We start from the raw sequence: 14,945 nt of genomic DNA on the forward strand, positions 1-14,945 counted from the left end.
CATGCTCCCCGCCCCTGAAATCATCGCACGGTCACAACGAGACACCTCGTAACACTGGGTGTCGCCTTAGCTCGTAACACTGGGTGTCCATTGACATCAGCGTCCACGCCGGGCCGAAAAGCCAATCCGGCGGCTGCCAGCTGGGCTTTTTGAGATCACGATACCACGGGCCAATGTCGGTCAGCACGCCGCCAGCGCCGCCAAGAATGATAGCCCAAGCAGCGGCGATAAGGGCGGGGGTCCAGTCCATGGCGTTCATATAGGCATAAGCGGCGCAAATACCATTGCCTTTGCGTCTGGGCTGTTCCACCCAAGCGCCCATGAAGACAGGCATTGATCGGCTGCTGGCCGACCCCGAACTCCTCGGCCAACTCAAGGGTCGCCGTGTGGCGCTGGTGGCGCACCCGGCCAGCGTGACGGCAGACCTGACCCACAGCCTTGACGCGCTGATCGCGGCCGGCGTGCCTGTGAACAGCGCCTTTGGCCCGCAGCATGGGCTCAAAGGAGACAAGCAGGACAACATGGTCGAGACCGCGGACGAGATGGACCCGCGCTATGGCATTCCGGTTTTTTCGCTCTATGGCGAAGTGCGCCGCCCGACCGGCCAGATGATGGCGAGCGCCGATGTGTTCCTGTTCGACCTTCAGGATCTGGGCTGCCGGATCTACACCTTCGTCACCACATTGCTGTATTTGCTGGAAGAAGCGGCCAAAGCGGGCAAGGAGGTTTGGGTGCTGGACCGGCCCAATCCCGCCGGGCGTCCGGTTGAAGGCACGCTGCTGGTGCCGGGGCAGGAAAGCTTTGTCGGCGCCGCCCCGATGCCGATGCGCCACGGCCTCACCATGGGCGAGATGGGCCACTGGTTCATCGACCATTTCGGTCTCGACGTCGCGTACAAGGTGGTGGCGATGGAGGACTGGCGTCCCGAAGATGAGGGCCACGGCTGGCCGACGACACGCCTGTGGATCAATCCTTCACCCAATGCCGCCAACGTCAACATGGCGCGCTGCTATGCTGGCACCGTGATGCTTGAAGGCACGACGCTGTCCGAAGGGCGGGGCACGACCCGGCCTCTGGAGGTGTTGTTCGGTGCGCCGGATATCGACGCGGGCGGGGTGTTGAAGGTGATGCGCAAGCTCGCGCCTGACTGGCTGGAGGGTTGCGCCATCCGCGAGTGCTGGTTCGAACCGACCTTCCACAAGCACGCAGGTTTGCTTTGCAACGCATTGATGGTCCATGCAGAAGGTGGGTTCTACAATCATTCCGCCTTCAGGCCCTGGCGGCTTCAGGCGCTGGCCTTCAAGGCGATCCGGTTGCTTTATCCCGATTATCCGCTGTGGCGCGATTTTCCTTATGAGTACGAGCTGAGCCGGCTTGCGATTGACGTCATCAACGGCGGGCCATCCTTGCGCCAATGGGTCGACGATCCGGCCGCGACGCCGCATGATCTTGACGCCGTGACGTCACATGACGAAGCGGCATGGGTTGCCGCAGTGCGTCCGCACCTGCTTTACTGAGTGACGTCATGACGGCACCAGCGCGGCCGGACGCAAGGAAATTGGGATAGCGAAGCAATCGCTACCGATGGGAGAGAAATCAAATGGCAACTGTCGCAGCGCGCGATGCCGGTGCGCAATCGGTCAGGCTGACCTTGTGGGTCTTGCTGACGGTCTATGTCTTCAATTTCATCGACCGCCAGATCGTCAACATCCTGGCCGAGCCGATTGCCCGTGATCTGGGCCTGTCTGATACGCAGATCGGGCTGATGACCGGGCTTGCATTCGCGCTGTTCTACACGGTGCTTGGCATTCCGATCGCCCGGCTTGCCGACCGGCAGACGACGAGCCGACCGAAGCTGATCGCGGTGGCATTGGCGCTGTGGTCGGGGATGACGGCGCTGTGCGGATTGGCGCAGAACTTCTGGCAGCTACTGCTGGCGCGCATTGGTGTGGGCGTGGGGGAGGCGGGATGTACGCCGCCGGCGCATTCGCTCATCAGTGACATGGTCCCGCCCCAAAAGCGCGCATCGGCGCTGGCGTTCTATTCGCTCGGCATTCCAATCGGCACGCTGCTGGGCATGATCATCGGCGGGACGCTGGCCGACAGGCTGGGGTGGCGGGAAGCCTTTGTGGTGGTGGGGCTTCCCGGCGTTGCTCTGGCGCTGGTGGTGTGGTTCGTCCTCAAAGACCCTCGGCGGGCTGACGCCGCGGCGGTGCTGCGCGCGCAAAACCAGCCCGCCGCGCTGCCGATTGGTCAGGCCGTGAGCGAGGTCATGCGGTCGCGCGCCTATCTGCTGCTGCTGTGCGCGGGGTCCGCTGCGGCATTTCTTGCCTATGGCAAGACCACCTGGACCACGATCTTCTTCCAGCGCACCCATGATCTCACGGCGGGGCAGACGGGCCTGTGGTTCGGGTTGCTGTCAGGCGTGGGCGGGATGCTGGGCACCTGGCTTGGCGGATATCTGGCCGACCGCTTCGGGGCGAAAAGCCGCCGCCATGTCCTGACGGCGCCGGCGATCGGCATGGCGGTCGCAGTGCCGCTCGCGATTGCCGCCTATCATGCGCCAAGCTGGCCGCTGGCACTGGTGTTGCTGTTCGTGCCGACGGTGTTCAACTCGCTCTATTACGGCCCGACCTATTCTGCGGCGCAGGGGCTGGTTCCGGTGCGGGCGCGGGCCATTGCGGCGGCGGCGCTGTTGTTCTTCCAGAACCTGATCGGACTGGGCCTTGGGCCCTTGTTCTTCGGGATGCTGTCAGACTGGCTGCAACCGACCTACGGCGCGGATTCGGTACGCTATGTGCTCTACGGCGCAGCAGTGCTGGGACTGGTGCCCGCCTTCTTCTTCTGGCGGTGCAGCCTGCACCTTGATCGCGAGCTGGACCAGAAGGGGTGAGGGGCGCCCCTTACGCCCCGTGCTTGCGGCTTAGCTCCCGCATCGCATCATCCAGCCCTTCGAGCGTCAGCGGATACATCCGGTCGCCGACCAGCTGCTTGATCATCTTGGTCGACTGCGAATAGTTCCACTGCTTTTCCGGCACCGGGTTGAGCCACACGGTCGCGGGATAGGTGTCGGTCACGCGCTTGAGCCACACCGCGCCTGCTTCCTCATTCATGTGCTCGACGCTGCCGCCCGGGTGCGTGACCTCGTAGGGGCTCATCGCCGCATCGCCGACGAAAACGATCTTGTAATCGTGTCCGTATTTATGGAGCACGTCCCACGTCTTGGTGCGTTCCTGCCAGCGGCGCTTGTTGTCCTTCCACACGCCTTCATAGAGGCAGTTGTGGAAGTAGAAGAACTCCATGTTCTTGAATTCTGACGTGGCGGCGCTGAACAGCTCCTCGACCAGCTTGATGAAGGGATCCATCGATCCGCCGACATCGAGGAACAGCAGCAGCTTCACCGCATTGCGGCGCTCGGCGCGCATGTGGATGTCGAGCCAGCCCTGCTTGGCCGTGCCTGCAATCGTGGCGTCGATATCCAGCTGGTCCTGCGCCCCTTCGCGGGCGAAGCGGCGCAAACGGCGCAGCGCCATCTTGATGTTGCGGGTGCCCAGTTCCTTGGTGTTGTCGAGGTTTTTGAACTCGCGCTTTTCCCAGACCTTGATCGCCTTGCCGTGGCGCGCCTCGCCCCCGATCCGCACGCCTTCGGGGTTATAGCCTGAATTGCCGAAGGGGCTGGTGCCGCCGGTGCCAACCCACTTGTTGCCGCCCTGGTGGCGCTTTTCCTGTTCTTCGAGCCGCTTCTTGAGCGTCTCCATGATCTCGTCCCAATCGCCGAGCGACTTGATCGCTTCCATCTCCTCAGGGGTCAGGAACTTCTCGGCCACCGCCTTCAGCCAGTCTTCGGGGATGTCGACCGGGTTCTGGCCGTAATCGGTCATGATCCCCTTGAACACCTTGTGGAACACCTGATCGAACCGGTCGAGCAGGCCTTCGTCTTTCACAAAGGTGGCGCGGGAGAGGTAATAGAACGCCTCGGGCGTCTGATCGATCACGTCCTTGTCGAGCGCCTCAAGCAAGGTGAGGTGCTCTTTGAAAGAGGCGCCGATGCCGGCGCTGCGAAGCTCGTCGATGAAATTGAAGAACATGGGAACTGATTAACCCGCAGGCCGGGGCCTGACCAGCCTCATTCTTGGCAGGCCGGCCGCCGCCACCTTAACGCTTCGCTTACCATCCTGCGGCTAGGCTCTGGGCACAATCAACAGGGGCCGCGCCGCACATGCACCAGATCGCCATCGACACCGCCAACGCGCAGGCTTTGGCGATGATCCCGGAAAGCTGCGGGGCGGTGACGGTGGGCTGCACCGATGTGGCCGGCGTGGTCGAAGCGGTGATTGCATCGTCCAAAACCCTGCGGTCCGAGCACGAGGCCCTGGCCGAAACCGTTCGCGCATTGGAGGCGGATCAGAACAAGGTTGCCCAGGCCAGCGACGAGGCCCGCCTGCTGTCCGAACGCGCGATTGAGCGCCTGTCCGAAGGCACGGCGCTGATCCAGTCCTCGCTCGGCCAGATTGCCGGGCTGATCGAACTGGTCGATACCCTGGGCCAGCACGTCACCAGCTTTTCGGCCGCAATGGAGCAGGTGCGCCGCAGCGCGCAGGATATCGACGATATTGCCGAGACGACCAATATCCTCGCGCTCAATGCCACCATCGAAGCGATGCGGGCGGGCGATGCGGGCCGCACCTTCGCGGTGGTGGCCGCCGAGGTGAAGAGCCTTGCCAGCGACACCCGCAAGGCCACCGAGGAAATCGCCGCCACCATCGACGCGCTCGGCGGCGAGGCCGAGGTGATGATCGGACGGATCGAAGCCGGATCGAAGGCCAGCGACGACGCGCGCACATCAGTCGCGCGGATCGAAAGCACGATCGCCAACGTCGGGTCGCTGGTGGAAGAGGTCGACAAGCAGAACGATGTGATTGCCCGTTCCACTGGCACGATCAGCAGCCATGTCGACAAGGTTCAGCGCGTCTTGACCGGATTCGATACCGCAGCGCGCACCAATGAAGACCAGCTGCACGGTGCCCATCGCAAGATGGAGGAGCTGGAAATCACCGCCAGCGAGATGTTCGACCGGATCGTCCATGCCGGGCTCAGCCCTGAAGACAGCGCCATGGTTGCTCAGGCGCAGACGATGGTGCAGGCGCTGGTCCAGCATACCGACGCGGCTTTGGCCAAGGGTGCCATCACCATGACGGCGCTGTTCGATACCGATTACCAGCCCATCCCCGGCACCAATCCGCCGCTGTTCCGCACGCGGCTGACCGATTGGGCGCACGCGGAATGGCGCCCGTTCCTGGACCGGGCCAAGGCCAGCGATCCGCGCGTGCTGGCGGCGGCCTGCACCGACATGAACGGCTTTCTTCCCACCCACCTGACGGAACGATCGCGCACTCCGACCGGCGATGTCGCGCATGACACGCAGTTCTGCCGCAACGGGCGGATCATGCTGGAGGCGATTGACCGCAAAGCCAAGACATCGGCTGCGCCTTACATGATGGCGGTCTATCGTCAGGAAGGCGACGGCAATTCCTATGTGGTGGTGCGCAACGTCTATGTCCCGCTGGTGATCGGCGGGCGGCGCTGGGGCGATTTCGAGCTCGCCTATTCCTTCGATTGACGCCCGTTTGTTCCCCAAATGTTTCACGTGAAACATTGGGCTGGACGCAGCGGAAGGCACAAAAAACCGGGCGAGGGCGCTTTCCGGCACCCCGCCCAGAGCCGCCTAGGACGGATTGCGCCGCGCCATGAAGGCAAGGCGTTCGAACAGCATGATGTCCTGTTCGTTCTTCAACAGCGCGCCGTGCAGCGGCGGGATCGCGCTGGCCGGATTGCTGTTTTGCAGCACCTCCAGCGGCATATCCTCGTTCAGCAGCAGCTTGAGCCAGTCGAGCAACTCGCTGGTCGAGGGCTTCTTCTTCAAGCCCGGCACTTCGCGCAGGTCGTAGAAGATATCCATCGCCTTCTTCACCAGCACCTTCTGGATGCCGGGGAAGTGAACATCGATGATGTCCTGCATCGTCTCGCGGTCAGGGAACTTGATGTAGTGGAAGAAACAGCGACGCAGGAAGGCGTCGGGCAGTTCCTTCTCGTTGTTCGAGGTGATGACAACGATCGGGCGTTCCTTGGCCTCGATCCGCTCCTGCGTTTCGTAAACGTCGAAGCTCATGCGGTCGAGTTCATGCAATAGGTCGTTCGGGAACTCGATATCGGCCTTGTCGATCTCGTCGATCAGCAGCACGGGGAGCTGCGGCGCGGTGAAGGCCTCCCACAGCTTGCCCTTCTTGATGTAGTTGCGGATGTCGTGGACGCGCTCTTCGCCCAGCTGGCCATCGCGCAGGCGGGCGACGGCGTCATATTCATACAGGCCCTGCTGGGCCTTGGTGGTGGACTTGACGTTCCATTCGATCAGCGGCGCGCCCAGAGCCTTGGAGATTTCATGCGCCAGCACGGTCTTGCCGGTCCCCGGCTCACCCTTCACCAGCAGCGGACGGCGCAGCATGACGGCGGCATTGACCGCGACCTTCAAGTCTTCGGTCGCGATATAGGACTTGGTGCCTTCGAAACGCTGTTCGGTCATGGGTTTTCCTGTGAGACTGAATTTCGGCCGCCAGCGATAAGGGGCGGCGCCGCCCCGCGCAAGAGGCGCGGTGCTGGCAATTTGATGCAAACGCCGTCCGTCCTCACAAGGGCAGGGGCCATGCCCGGCGACCTCTCGCCCGGCGGATAGCGCGGCAAGCCAGCCCCCTTCCGCTTCCTTCAGCGGGCCGTGCTCGCCAGCATCAAAATACGCTGCGCAATCGCCTCCAACTTTCCCTGATCGATCACTGCGGCAGGGTTGTTCCAGCCAAGCGTCAGCATATGCCACGCGCCCGCCTTGTCGCGCAGCAACCAGGTCAGGTTCAGCACGCCGGGTTCCGACCCGCCCTTGTAACCGACATAATCCCAGCGGGCACGGATGGCCGGCGTCGCCGAGGGATTGATCGCCATGATGGCGAACACGGCCGGATCGCAGGCGCGCCGCATGTGGCCGAGCAGGCGCGCAAGGTCGGAAGGGGCCGCAAACCATTCAATATCAATCGCCTGTGGCCCTTTGCCAAAGGCGGCATTGATCTGATCGCGGGTCATATCCGCCTGACCAACCTCTGCCAGAATGCCGGCCCGGGCCGCCGCATCGCTGCTGCGATAGGCGGCAATGCGGGCCTCACCGCTGGCCTTCATCATGAACAGTTCGCGCGTGGTCAGCAGCGGGATGTTGGCCTTGGGATTGGCGTGGCCGCTGTCGCGCATCAGCTTGATGATGCGGTCTTTGCCCAGAACCGCGATCAACTGATCGGTCGCGGTGTTATCGCTGATTGCGATCATCAGGCTGGCCAGCGTGTGCAGCGTCAGCGGCGCGCCTTGCGGCCAGTCCTGCAACTGCCCGCTGGGGAAGCTTCTTGCCGTGAGCGGCACATGATCGTGCCATTGCCGCTTGCCCAAGGCGATATCCTCACCCAGCGCCGCCAGCACATAAAGCTTGATGGCTGATCCCAGCGCCAGCGGCCTGTCGGCATTGATGCTGATAACCGGCGCGCCGCCTTCCAAGGGCACAAACAAGGCGTTCACATTGCCCGGCAGGGCGTTGAGGTCTGCAGCGATTTTTTGCGGCGTATCGTCTGGCACCGCGAGCGAATCCACGCTGGTGAACAGCAATTCGCTCACCCGGTTTTGCTGCGCCGGATCAATCGCGATCCCGCCCTTGGCCAGCCCGCGTTCAAACCGGATTTCGAGCGCCGCGCGCGTATCGCTGCGCGGGGCTGCCAACGTAGCGGTGAGTGCGGGGCCGAACTGGGCTGTCAGGCTGGCGCTCAGCCCTTTGATCTGGGTGTCTGCAATCGCGGCCCGAAAACCATCGGTGAAAAGGTCGGCAGGTTCGATTGTGCCATTCAGCAGCGCAATGACCTGATCGGCGCGGGCCGCAATCGCGGGGGGCTGGGCAGCGTCGGCCAGCGGCGGGCTTGGCTCGGTCTGCGCGGCCAGCGGCACGGCGGGCAGCGCCAGCGCGACAACGGCAGCGCAGACATGGGCAAGGGGCGGGGTATAATGCATTCGGCCTCTCTCTCGCAGCGCCTTGCGGCGGTGTTTGCACGGATTTTCCCCACATGCCAGCCATGCCCGATGATGGACATGAGCGCGGCCGCACGGCAGGAGAGCGCCATGGGGTGGGATGTCCTTCGCACAGCGCAATGGCTCGGGGAAAGCCGGGCGCGCGGCTACGTGCTGGTGCTGGCGCTGGTCAATCTGGCGACGATCGCCATTCTGGTGCTGACGGCCAAGGACGGCATCGATCGCAACGGCTTTTTGATCGGCACCGATTTCATCAGCTTCTGGACATCCGGGCGGATGCTGGTGGCGGGCGCGAATGTCTATGATACGCTGGCGCATGTCGCAGCCCAGCGCGAATTCTATACGCTGCCGGGTGAGTATACCGCGTTCTTCTATCCGCCCAACTTTCTGCCTTTCGTCTGGCCGCTCGGCTTTCTGCCCTATTTCCCGGCGTTGGCGGCATGGCTGGTGCTGACCGGGGCGGCTTGGCTGGCGGCGGTGCGGGCGTGGTTTGCCGCGCTGGGCCTCAAGGGGCCGGAACTGGTGCTGATGGCTGCCTTCCCGCCGGTGATCGTGACACTGACGCACGGCCAGACCGCGTTTCTGGTCGCTGCTCTGCTGGGCGGCGGGTTGCTGCTGACGGCGCGCCGACCGTGGCTGGCGGGCGTGCTGATCGGGCTGGCGACGATCAAGCCGCAGTTTGGCCTGCTGGTTCCGGTGGCGTTGCTGGCAAGCGGGCAATGGCGCGTCATTATCGCGGCCGGTGCGGCGGCGCTGGCGCTGGCAGGGCTGGCCGCGCTTGCCTTTGGGCCGCAGGTGTGGGCGGATTGGCTGGCGATCACGCAGGCCGCCAGCAGCGCGGCGGACAGCGGCACGATCGGCTTTGGCAAGATGGTGAGCGTGTTTGCCGGCTTGCGCCTTGCCGGGGTGCCGAGCGCTGCGGCGATGGCGGTGCAGGCGGCCGTGACGCTGACGCTGGCGGCGCTGGTGGCGCAGGCAAGCTGGCGGCGACCTATCTCGCCGGGTCTGGCCGCGCTGGTGCTGGCCGGCGCGCCGCTGGCGACGCCCTTTGTGCTCGATTACGATATGGTGCTCACCGCCTTCCCGCTCGCCTATCTGTTCGCGCGCGGGCGGGCCGAAGGTTTCGATGATTGGGAGCGGATCACGATCCTCGGCGTGTTTGCAGGCGCGGCTTTTGCCCGGCCGCTGGCGACAACCATCCCGGTGCCGATCATGCCGCTGCTGCTGATCGCGCTGTTCGTGGTGGTGCGGCGGCGGGTGCGGGCGGAGGGAGCGGCGGCTTAGATCACGCGTCGATCAGATCCCGGTCGATCTCGCCCGCGCGGTTCTGGATGAAGTTGAAGCGGTGTTCGGGGTTGCGGCCCATCAACTCGTCAACCAGCCGCGCGACCCCGGCCCGGTCCTCAAACTCCTGCGGCAGCGTGATGCGGATCAACCCGCGCGTTTCAGGCGCCATCGTGGTTTCGCGCAATTGCTGCGGGTTCATTTCGCCAAGGCCCTTGAAGCGGCTGACTTCGACCTTCTTGTTTTTGAACACGGTCGCCTCCAGCTCTGCCCGGTGCGCGTCATCACGGGCATAGCGGCTCTCCTTGCCCGCTGTGAGCCGGTAGAGCGGAGGCTGGGCGAGGAACAGGTGACCGCGCCGGACGATGTCGGGCATTTCCTGAAAGAAGAAGGTCATGAGCAGCGTGGCGATATGCGCGCCGTCGACGTCCGCGTCGGTCATGATGATGATGCGGTCGTAGCGCAGATTATCGGCGTTGCAGTCCTTGCGGGTGCCGCAGCCCATTGCGAGCGCGAGGTCGGCGATTTCGCTGTTGGCGCGAATCTTGTCGGCGGTGGCGGATGCGACGTTGAGGATCTTGCCGCGGATCGGCAGGATCGCCTGGCTTTTGCGATCCCGCGCCTGCTTGGCACTGCCGCCCGCCGAATCCCCTTCGACGATGAACAGCTCTGTCTCGCGCCCGCCTTCGCCCGAGCAATCGGTGAGCTTGCCCGGCAGGCGCAGCTTTTTGGCGTTGGTCGCGGTCTTGCGCTTGATCTCGCGTTCCTGCTTGCGCTTGAGCCGTTCATCCATGCGCTCCATCACTTCGCCCAGCAGCGCTTTGCCGCGCTCCATATTGTCGGTGAGGAAGTGGTCGAAATGGTCGCGCACCGCGTTCTCGACCAGACGCGCGGCCTCGGGCGAGGTCAGGCGGTCCTTCGTCTGCGACTGGAACTGCGGATCGCGGATGAAGACGCTGAGCATCACTTCCGCGCCGGTCATGACGTCATCGGCGGTGATGTCTTTCGCCTTCTTCGCGCCGACCAGCTCGCCGAACGCTCTCAGCCCCCGCGTCAGCGCGGTGCGCAACCCCTGTTCGTGGGTGCCGCCATCGGGGGTCGGCACCGTGTTGCAGTACCATGAGGTCGACCCGTCCGAATAAAGCGGCCAGGCAATCGCCCATTCAGCCCTCCCTTGGCCAAGGCCATCGACCACCGGAAACTCCTGCGTGCCGGTAAAGGCTTGCGCTGTCACGCATTCGCGCGTGCCGATCTGTTCGGCGAGGTGATCGGCAAGGCCGCCGGGGAACTTGAAGGTCGCTTCGGCGGGCACATCCTCGCTCGCCAGCGAGGGCGCGCATTTCCAGCGGATTTCGACACCGGCAAACAGGTACGCCTTCGAGCGCGCCAGTTTGAACAACCGCTTGGGGTTGAACTTGCGGTCGCCGAAGATTTCCTCGTCCGGCACGAAGCTGACCGTGGTGCCGCGCCGGTTGGGAGCCGCACCCAGGATCTGCAACGGGCCTTGCGTGATCCCGCGCGAAAACTCCTGCGCATAAAGCTGCTTGTCGCGCGCGACCTCGACCCGCGTGTGCACCGACAGGGCATTGACCACACTGATGCCGACCCCGTGCAGGCCGCCGCTGGTGGCATAGGCCTTGCCCGAAAACTTGCCGCCCGAATGCAGCGTAGAGAGGATCACCTCCAACGTCGACTTACCCGGAAACTTGGGGTGTTCATCCACCGGCATCCCGCGCCCGTTATCGGCGATGGTGATCCGGTTGCCCTCGTCCAGACGCACTTCGATCCGTGTCGCATGGCCCGCCACGGCTTCGTCCATCGAATTGTCGAGCACTTCGGCGGCAAGGTGGTGGAACGCGCGGTCGTCCGTCCCGCCAATATACATGCCGGGGCGGCGGCGCACCGGCTCCAGCCCTTCCAGCACCTCGATGGCGCTCGCGTTGTAATCGCCGCTGGAGGTGGGGGTGTTGGCGAAGAGATCGTCAGGGGTGGTGGACATGCAACGGGTATAGGCCCTCAGCCCGCGCCCTCACAAGCCACCCCCTGTGGTTTTACGCACTCACTTGCCAAAGCCGGTCGGGGCGGGATCAACCGCGACCACCTCACCACCTTTGACTTCGCGCACTTCCAGCGCGCGTTCCACCACGCCATTGCGGGCAAAGCGGAAAGCGCCGTCCACGCCAAGGAAACCGCCCTTGTCGTACAGCTCGTTCTTGGGGAAGGGCGCGCCCACTTTCCAATCGCGCGCGACCCGCAAGGTCAGCAGCACCGCATCATATCCCAAGGTCGCCGCACGGTAAGGTTGCGCGCCAAAGCGGGCCGCGTAGCTTTCGGCAAAGCGGCCATAGCGCTGGTCCGAAACAGCCGCGAACAGCGCGCCCTCCATCGCCGGAGCGCGGGCGAGGGCGGCATCTCCGCTCCACAGTTCCGTCCCGAGAATCCGGGCGCGGGTGCGCGCACCGCGCTGCAAGGCGCCTGCGGCATCAATGCTCAGCCGCGCGCTATCGGCGATCAGGACGGTGTCGTAACCGCCGGCGGTCCGCAGGCGGCCGGCCGCACTCACAATCGAGGTGTTGCCGCGCGCATAGCTTTGCTGTGCGGCCAGTGCGCCGCCGTAATCGCGCAGGGCATTGTCCAGCGCGGAAAGCGCGCGGGTGCCGTAATCGCCTTCGGGCACCAGCGCGGCAAACCGCGTCGCGCCGCGCGCACGTGCGGCTTGCACAGCGCGCCGGATCGATTGTTCCGGCAAGTGCCCGATCACGAACACGTCCGGGCTGGCGACAGCCGGATCATTGGCAAAGGCAATGACCGGCACACCGGCAGGGCGCGCGGCTGCTTGCACTGCCGGGACGCCATCGGCCGTCAGCGGGCCGAGGATCAGCTTGTTGCCATCGGCAATCGCGGTGCGGGCTGCCGTCGCCACTCCGGCGGAGGTGTCATAGGTGGTGATGCGCAGATTATCCGCGCCGGTATCCAGCAGCGCCATCGTGGTGGCATTGGCAATCGCCTGCCCCACAGCGGCGGTATCGCCCGCCAGCGGCACCAGCAGCGCGATGCGGTGGCGGCCGGTATCGGTCGGTAGCGCGGTCGCAGACGGTTCGGGCGCGGGCACCGGGGCAGACGCCGTGCCGACATCGGCTTTGGGAACCACCTGACAGCCGGCAGCCAGCAGCGCAGCCCCTGCCAGCACACAATGGCGCCGCGTCATGCGCTGTGCAGCAAGCCGGAGCCGGGCAGTCCAATCCCCGGCCCAATTCAATCTGTTCCAAAGCTTCATTCTTGCCGACCCCTCAGTCGTGCTCCATGGACCTGATGATGACCATGGAGCAGCCATCTCTTCCCGCAAACATTCCCGAGCCCGGGCTGTATATCGTCGCGACCCCGATTGGCAATCTTGGCGATATTACCTTGCGCGCGCTGGCGGTGCTGCAAGGGGCGGCAATGATAGCGTGCGAGGATACGCGCGTGACCGGCAAGTTGTTGAAACATTACGGGATCAAGGCGCGGCTCCAGCGATTGGACGATCACGCGCCGCCCGACATGCGCGCCCGGATCATCGACGAAGCGAGGCGCATGCCGGTTGCGCTGGTAAGCGATGCGGGCACGCCGCTGATTTCGGACCCCGGTTATCGCCTCGTGCGCGAGGCGCGGGCGGCAGGCGTTACGGTGACGAGCGTTCCGGGTGCCTGCGCTGCTGTGTCAGCGCTCGCCATGGCAGGCTTGCCGAGCGACCGGTTCCTGTTTGCAGGCTTCTTGCCGGTCAAGGACAAGGCGCGCAGCGAAGCGCTTGCCCGGCTCGCCGATGTTGCAGCGACGTTGGTGTTTTACGAAACCGCGCCGCGGCTGACCCGCGCTTTGCTTGCCATCGCCGAGCTGTGGCCGACCCGCGAAGTGGCGGTCGCGCGCGAGCTGACCAAGCTTTATGAAGAATGCCGCAGCGGCACGGCGGCCAGCCTTGCGGCGCATTACGCCGCGCATCCGCCCAAGGGCGAAATCGTGCTGCTGATCGGACCGCCGGGCGCCGATGAAGCGCCGGTGCTGGATGCCGACGCGATGCTGCGCGCGGCGCTGGCTGCGGCCGGGCCGGGCAAGGCCGCCGGTATTGTGGCCAAGGCAACCGGGATCGACCGCGCCGCGCTGTATGCCCGCGCGCTGGAGCTGAAGGACGAATGAGCGCATCCCGCACCCCTGAACAGCGCCGCGATGCCGACAGCCGCGGACGCGAGGGCGAAGCGCAAGCGGCGATGTTCCTTGTCCAGCAAGGGTGGCAGGTGGTCGCCGAAAGGGTCAAGACCAAGGCGGGCGAGATCGACCTGATCGTCCGCCGCACCGGCCTCGTCGCCTTCGTCGAGGTCAAGTGGCGCGCGCGGGCGGCCAGCCTTGCTGATGCCATCGACGAGCGGCGGCTCAAACGGGTCGCAGCGGCGGTGGAGGGCGTGTGGCAGGACTATGCGACAAACGGCGAGGATATCCGCATCGACGTGATCCTGCTTGCACCCGGACGCCCGCCCACCCACATCGAAAACGCGTGGATGCCGCTTGGCTGATCGCCTCCTGGAGTTGAATGAATGACCTTGCGCGTAGCTGTCCAGATGGACCCCATCGACCAGATCAAGATCGCGGGCGACAGCTCCTTTGCGCTGATGCTCGCCGCGCAGGCGCGGGGTTATACCCTCTACGAATACCACGTCGAAAGCCTGACACTGGACGAGGATGACCGGCTGTTCGCCCACGCCTACCCGGTGACAGTGCAGCGGGTGGAGGGCGATCATTTCGCGCGCGGCGAACAGGTTAGGCTCGATCTGGGCAAGGATGTCGATGTCGTGCTGATGCGGCAGGATCCGCCGTTCCACATGGGTTACATCACCGCCACGCACATGCTGGAACGCATCGGGGCCGAGACGCTGGTGGTGAACGACCCGGCCAATGTCCGCAACAGCCCTGAAAAGGTGATGGTCCTGAACTATCGCCGGTTCATGCCGCCAACGCTGGTGACACGCTCGGTGGACGAAGTGCGGCGCTTCATGGCCAGGCACGGTGCGATTGTCGTGAAGCCCATCCACGGCAATGGCGGCAAGGCCATCTTCCGCATCGGCGCAAACGGCGAGAACCTGACCGCGCTGTTCGAGGTGTTCAACCAGACCTGGCCCGAACCGCATATGGTCCAGCCCTTCCTTCCCGAAGTGGCTGAGGGCGACAAGCGCATCGTGCTGGTCGATGGCGAGGTGGCGGGCGCGATCAACCGGGTGCCGGGGGAGGGCGAGTTTCGCTCCAACCTCGCCATGGGCGGCAGCGCGCAGGCGACCGAGCTGACGGCGCGCGAGGCCGAGATTTGCGCGGCGCTTGGCCCGGATCTGAAACGTCTGGGCCTGACCTTTGTTGGCATCGATGTCATCGGTGGTAAGTGGCTGACCGAAATCAACGTCACCTCGCCCACCGGCATCGTGGCGATTGACCGGTTCAACAACACTGATACGGCGGGGATGATCTGGGATGCGATCGAACGGCGCCTTGCCGAACGCAGCGCCGCCTGATCCGTCCGCAACACAACA

The 14,945-nt window shown here is 64.6% G+C and carries 13 protein-coding genes; 7 read left to right on the top strand and 6 right to left on the bottom strand.

The features are described 5' to 3' along the window. Positions 1 to 31 precede the first annotated feature (31 nt). Positions 32 to 334, bottom strand: a complete 303-nt coding sequence (locus C0V72_RS16640; RefSeq protein ID WP_233999935.1) for a tryptophan-rich sensory protein — start codon at positions 332 to 334, stop codon at positions 32 to 34. Here C0V72_RS16640 and C0V72_RS12600 point away from each other — a divergent pair. Beyond that, the gene (locus C0V72_RS12600) at positions 321 to 1,517 is read left to right on the top strand and encodes an exo-beta-N-acetylmuramidase NamZ family protein (protein WP_101794497.1); all 1,197 of its coding nucleotides are present in this window, start codon (positions 321 to 323) and stop codon (positions 1,515 to 1,517) included. The genes C0V72_RS16640 and C0V72_RS12600 overlap by 14 nt on opposite strands. An 83-nt stretch (positions 1,518 to 1,600) precedes the next feature. Further along, positions 1,601 to 2,893: a spinster family MFS transporter gene (locus C0V72_RS12605; RefSeq protein ID WP_101794498.1), complete on the top strand. Its 1,293-nt coding sequence runs from the start codon at positions 1,601 to 1,603 to the stop codon at positions 2,891 to 2,893. A gap of 10 nt (positions 2,894 to 2,903) precedes the next feature. Here the strand turns inward: C0V72_RS12605 and C0V72_RS12610 are convergent, their stop codons facing one another. Next, complete coding sequence (locus tag C0V72_RS12610) at positions 2,904 to 4,088, bottom strand: vWA domain-containing protein (protein WP_101794499.1); 1,185 nt, start codon at positions 4,086 to 4,088, stop codon at positions 2,904 to 2,906. Between the two features lie 131 nt (positions 4,089 to 4,219). Here C0V72_RS12610 and C0V72_RS12615 point away from each other — a divergent pair, with 131 nt between their 5' ends. After that, positions 4,220 to 5,620 carry a methyl-accepting chemotaxis protein gene (locus C0V72_RS12615; RefSeq protein WP_101794500.1) on the top strand — a complete coding sequence of 467 codons (1,401 nt, stop codon included), beginning with the start codon at positions 4,220 to 4,222 and terminating at the stop codon, positions 5,618 to 5,620. A gap of 105 nt (positions 5,621 to 5,725) precedes the next feature. On the opposite strand, the gene C0V72_RS12620 is transcribed toward C0V72_RS12615, so the two are convergent. Then, positions 5,726 to 6,580 carry an AAA family ATPase gene (locus tag C0V72_RS12620; protein ID WP_101794501.1) on the bottom strand — a complete coding sequence of 285 codons (855 nt, stop codon included), beginning with the start codon at positions 6,578 to 6,580 and terminating at the stop codon, positions 5,726 to 5,728. A gap of 179 nt (positions 6,581 to 6,759) precedes the next feature. Continuing rightward, positions 6,760 to 8,091: a serine hydrolase gene (locus tag C0V72_RS12625; protein ID WP_101794502.1), complete on the bottom strand. Its 1,332-nt coding sequence runs from the start codon at positions 8,089 to 8,091 to the stop codon at positions 6,760 to 6,762. 69 nt (positions 8,092 to 8,160) lie between these two features. Here C0V72_RS12625 and C0V72_RS12630 point away from each other — a divergent pair, with 69 nt between their 5' ends. Continuing rightward, entirely contained in the window at positions 8,161 to 9,393 is a 1,233-nt protein-coding gene (locus C0V72_RS12630) for a glycosyltransferase family 87 protein (RefSeq protein ID WP_233999936.1), read from the top strand. A 1-nt stretch (position 9,394) separates the two neighbouring features. On the opposite strand, the gene parE is transcribed toward C0V72_RS12630, so the two are convergent. Both parE and C0V72_RS12640 read right to left on the bottom strand, forming a co-directional pair. Then, the gene (gene parE / locus C0V72_RS12635; RefSeq protein WP_101794503.1) at positions 9,395 to 11,392 is read right to left on the bottom strand and encodes a DNA topoisomerase IV subunit B; all 1,998 of its coding nucleotides are present in this window, start codon (positions 11,390 to 11,392) and stop codon (positions 9,395 to 9,397) included. Positions 11,393 to 11,452: 60 nt separating this feature from the next. After that, positions 11,453 to 12,601: a penicillin-binding protein activator gene (locus tag C0V72_RS12640; RefSeq protein WP_101794504.1), complete on the bottom strand. Its 1,149-nt coding sequence runs from the start codon at positions 12,599 to 12,601 to the stop codon at positions 11,453 to 11,455. Positions 12,602 to 12,696: 95 nt separating this feature from the next. On the opposite strand from C0V72_RS12640, the gene rsmI reads away from it, so the two are divergent. The 3 genes from rsmI to gshB are packed head-to-tail and all read left to right on the top strand — an operon-like array spanning position 12,697 to position 14,927. Further along, positions 12,697 to 13,566, top strand: a complete 870-nt coding sequence (gene rsmI / locus C0V72_RS12645; protein WP_233999937.1) for a 16S rRNA (cytidine(1402)-2'-O)-methyltransferase — start codon at positions 12,697 to 12,699, stop codon at positions 13,564 to 13,566. Continuing rightward, positions 13,563 to 13,940: a YraN family protein gene (locus C0V72_RS12650; protein ID WP_101794505.1), complete on the top strand. Its 378-nt coding sequence runs from the start codon at positions 13,563 to 13,565 to the stop codon at positions 13,938 to 13,940. Before rsmI ends, C0V72_RS12650 begins: the two co-directional genes overlap by 4 nt. Before the next feature lie 21 nt (positions 13,941 to 13,961). Beyond that, on the top strand, positions 13,962 to 14,927 hold the full coding sequence (gene gshB / locus C0V72_RS12655) for a glutathione synthase (RefSeq protein WP_101794506.1): 966 nt from the start codon (positions 13,962 to 13,964) through the stop codon (positions 14,925 to 14,927). Positions 14,928 to 14,945: the final 18 nt, after the last annotated feature.

Origin of the sequence: Porphyrobacter sp. TH134 (assembly GCF_002855495.1) — a bacterium.
Taxonomy (GTDB): domain Bacteria; phylum Pseudomonadota; class Alphaproteobacteria; order Sphingomonadales; family Sphingomonadaceae; genus Erythrobacter.

Excerpts from the sequence above, each read along its gene's own strand:
- C0V72_RS12650 (WP_101794505.1), top strand. The coding sequence starts at position 13,563 with ATGAGCGCATCCCGCACCCCTGAACAGCGCCGCGATGCCGACAGCCGC.
- C0V72_RS12600 (WP_101794497.1), top strand. The coding sequence starts at position 321 with ATGAAGACAGGCATTGATCGGCTGCTGGCCGACCCCGAACTCCTCGGC.
- C0V72_RS12625 (WP_101794502.1), bottom strand. The coding sequence starts at position 8,091 with ATGCATTATACCCCGCCCCTTGCCCATGTCTGCGCTGCCGTTGTCGCG.
- C0V72_RS12620 (WP_101794501.1), bottom strand. The coding sequence starts at position 6,580 with ATGACCGAACAGCGTTTCGAAGGCACCAAGTCCTATATCGCGACCGAA.
- gshB (WP_101794506.1), top strand. The coding sequence starts at position 13,962 with ATGACCTTGCGCGTAGCTGTCCAGATGGACCCCATCGACCAGATCAAG.
- C0V72_RS12610 (WP_101794499.1), bottom strand. The coding sequence starts at position 4,088 with ATGTTCTTCAATTTCATCGACGAGCTTCGCAGCGCCGGCATCGGCGCC.
- C0V72_RS16640 (WP_233999935.1), bottom strand. The coding sequence starts at position 334 with ATGCCTGTCTTCATGGGCGCTTGGGTGGAACAGCCCAGACGCAAAGGC.
- C0V72_RS12605 (WP_101794498.1), top strand. The coding sequence starts at position 1,601 with ATGGCAACTGTCGCAGCGCGCGATGCCGGTGCGCAATCGGTCAGGCTG.
- C0V72_RS12615 (WP_101794500.1), top strand. The coding sequence starts at position 4,220 with ATGCACCAGATCGCCATCGACACCGCCAACGCGCAGGCTTTGGCGATG.
- parE (WP_101794503.1), bottom strand. The coding sequence starts at position 11,392 with ATGTCCACCACCCCTGACGATCTCTTCGCCAACACCCCCACCTCCAGC.
- C0V72_RS12640 (WP_101794504.1), bottom strand. The coding sequence starts at position 12,601 with ATGACGCGGCGCCATTGTGTGCTGGCAGGGGCTGCGCTGCTGGCTGCC.
- C0V72_RS12630 (WP_233999936.1), top strand. The coding sequence starts at position 8,161 with ATGATGGACATGAGCGCGGCCGCACGGCAGGAGAGCGCCATGGGGTGG.
- rsmI (WP_233999937.1), top strand. The coding sequence starts at position 12,697 with ATGGACCTGATGATGACCATGGAGCAGCCATCTCTTCCCGCAAACATT.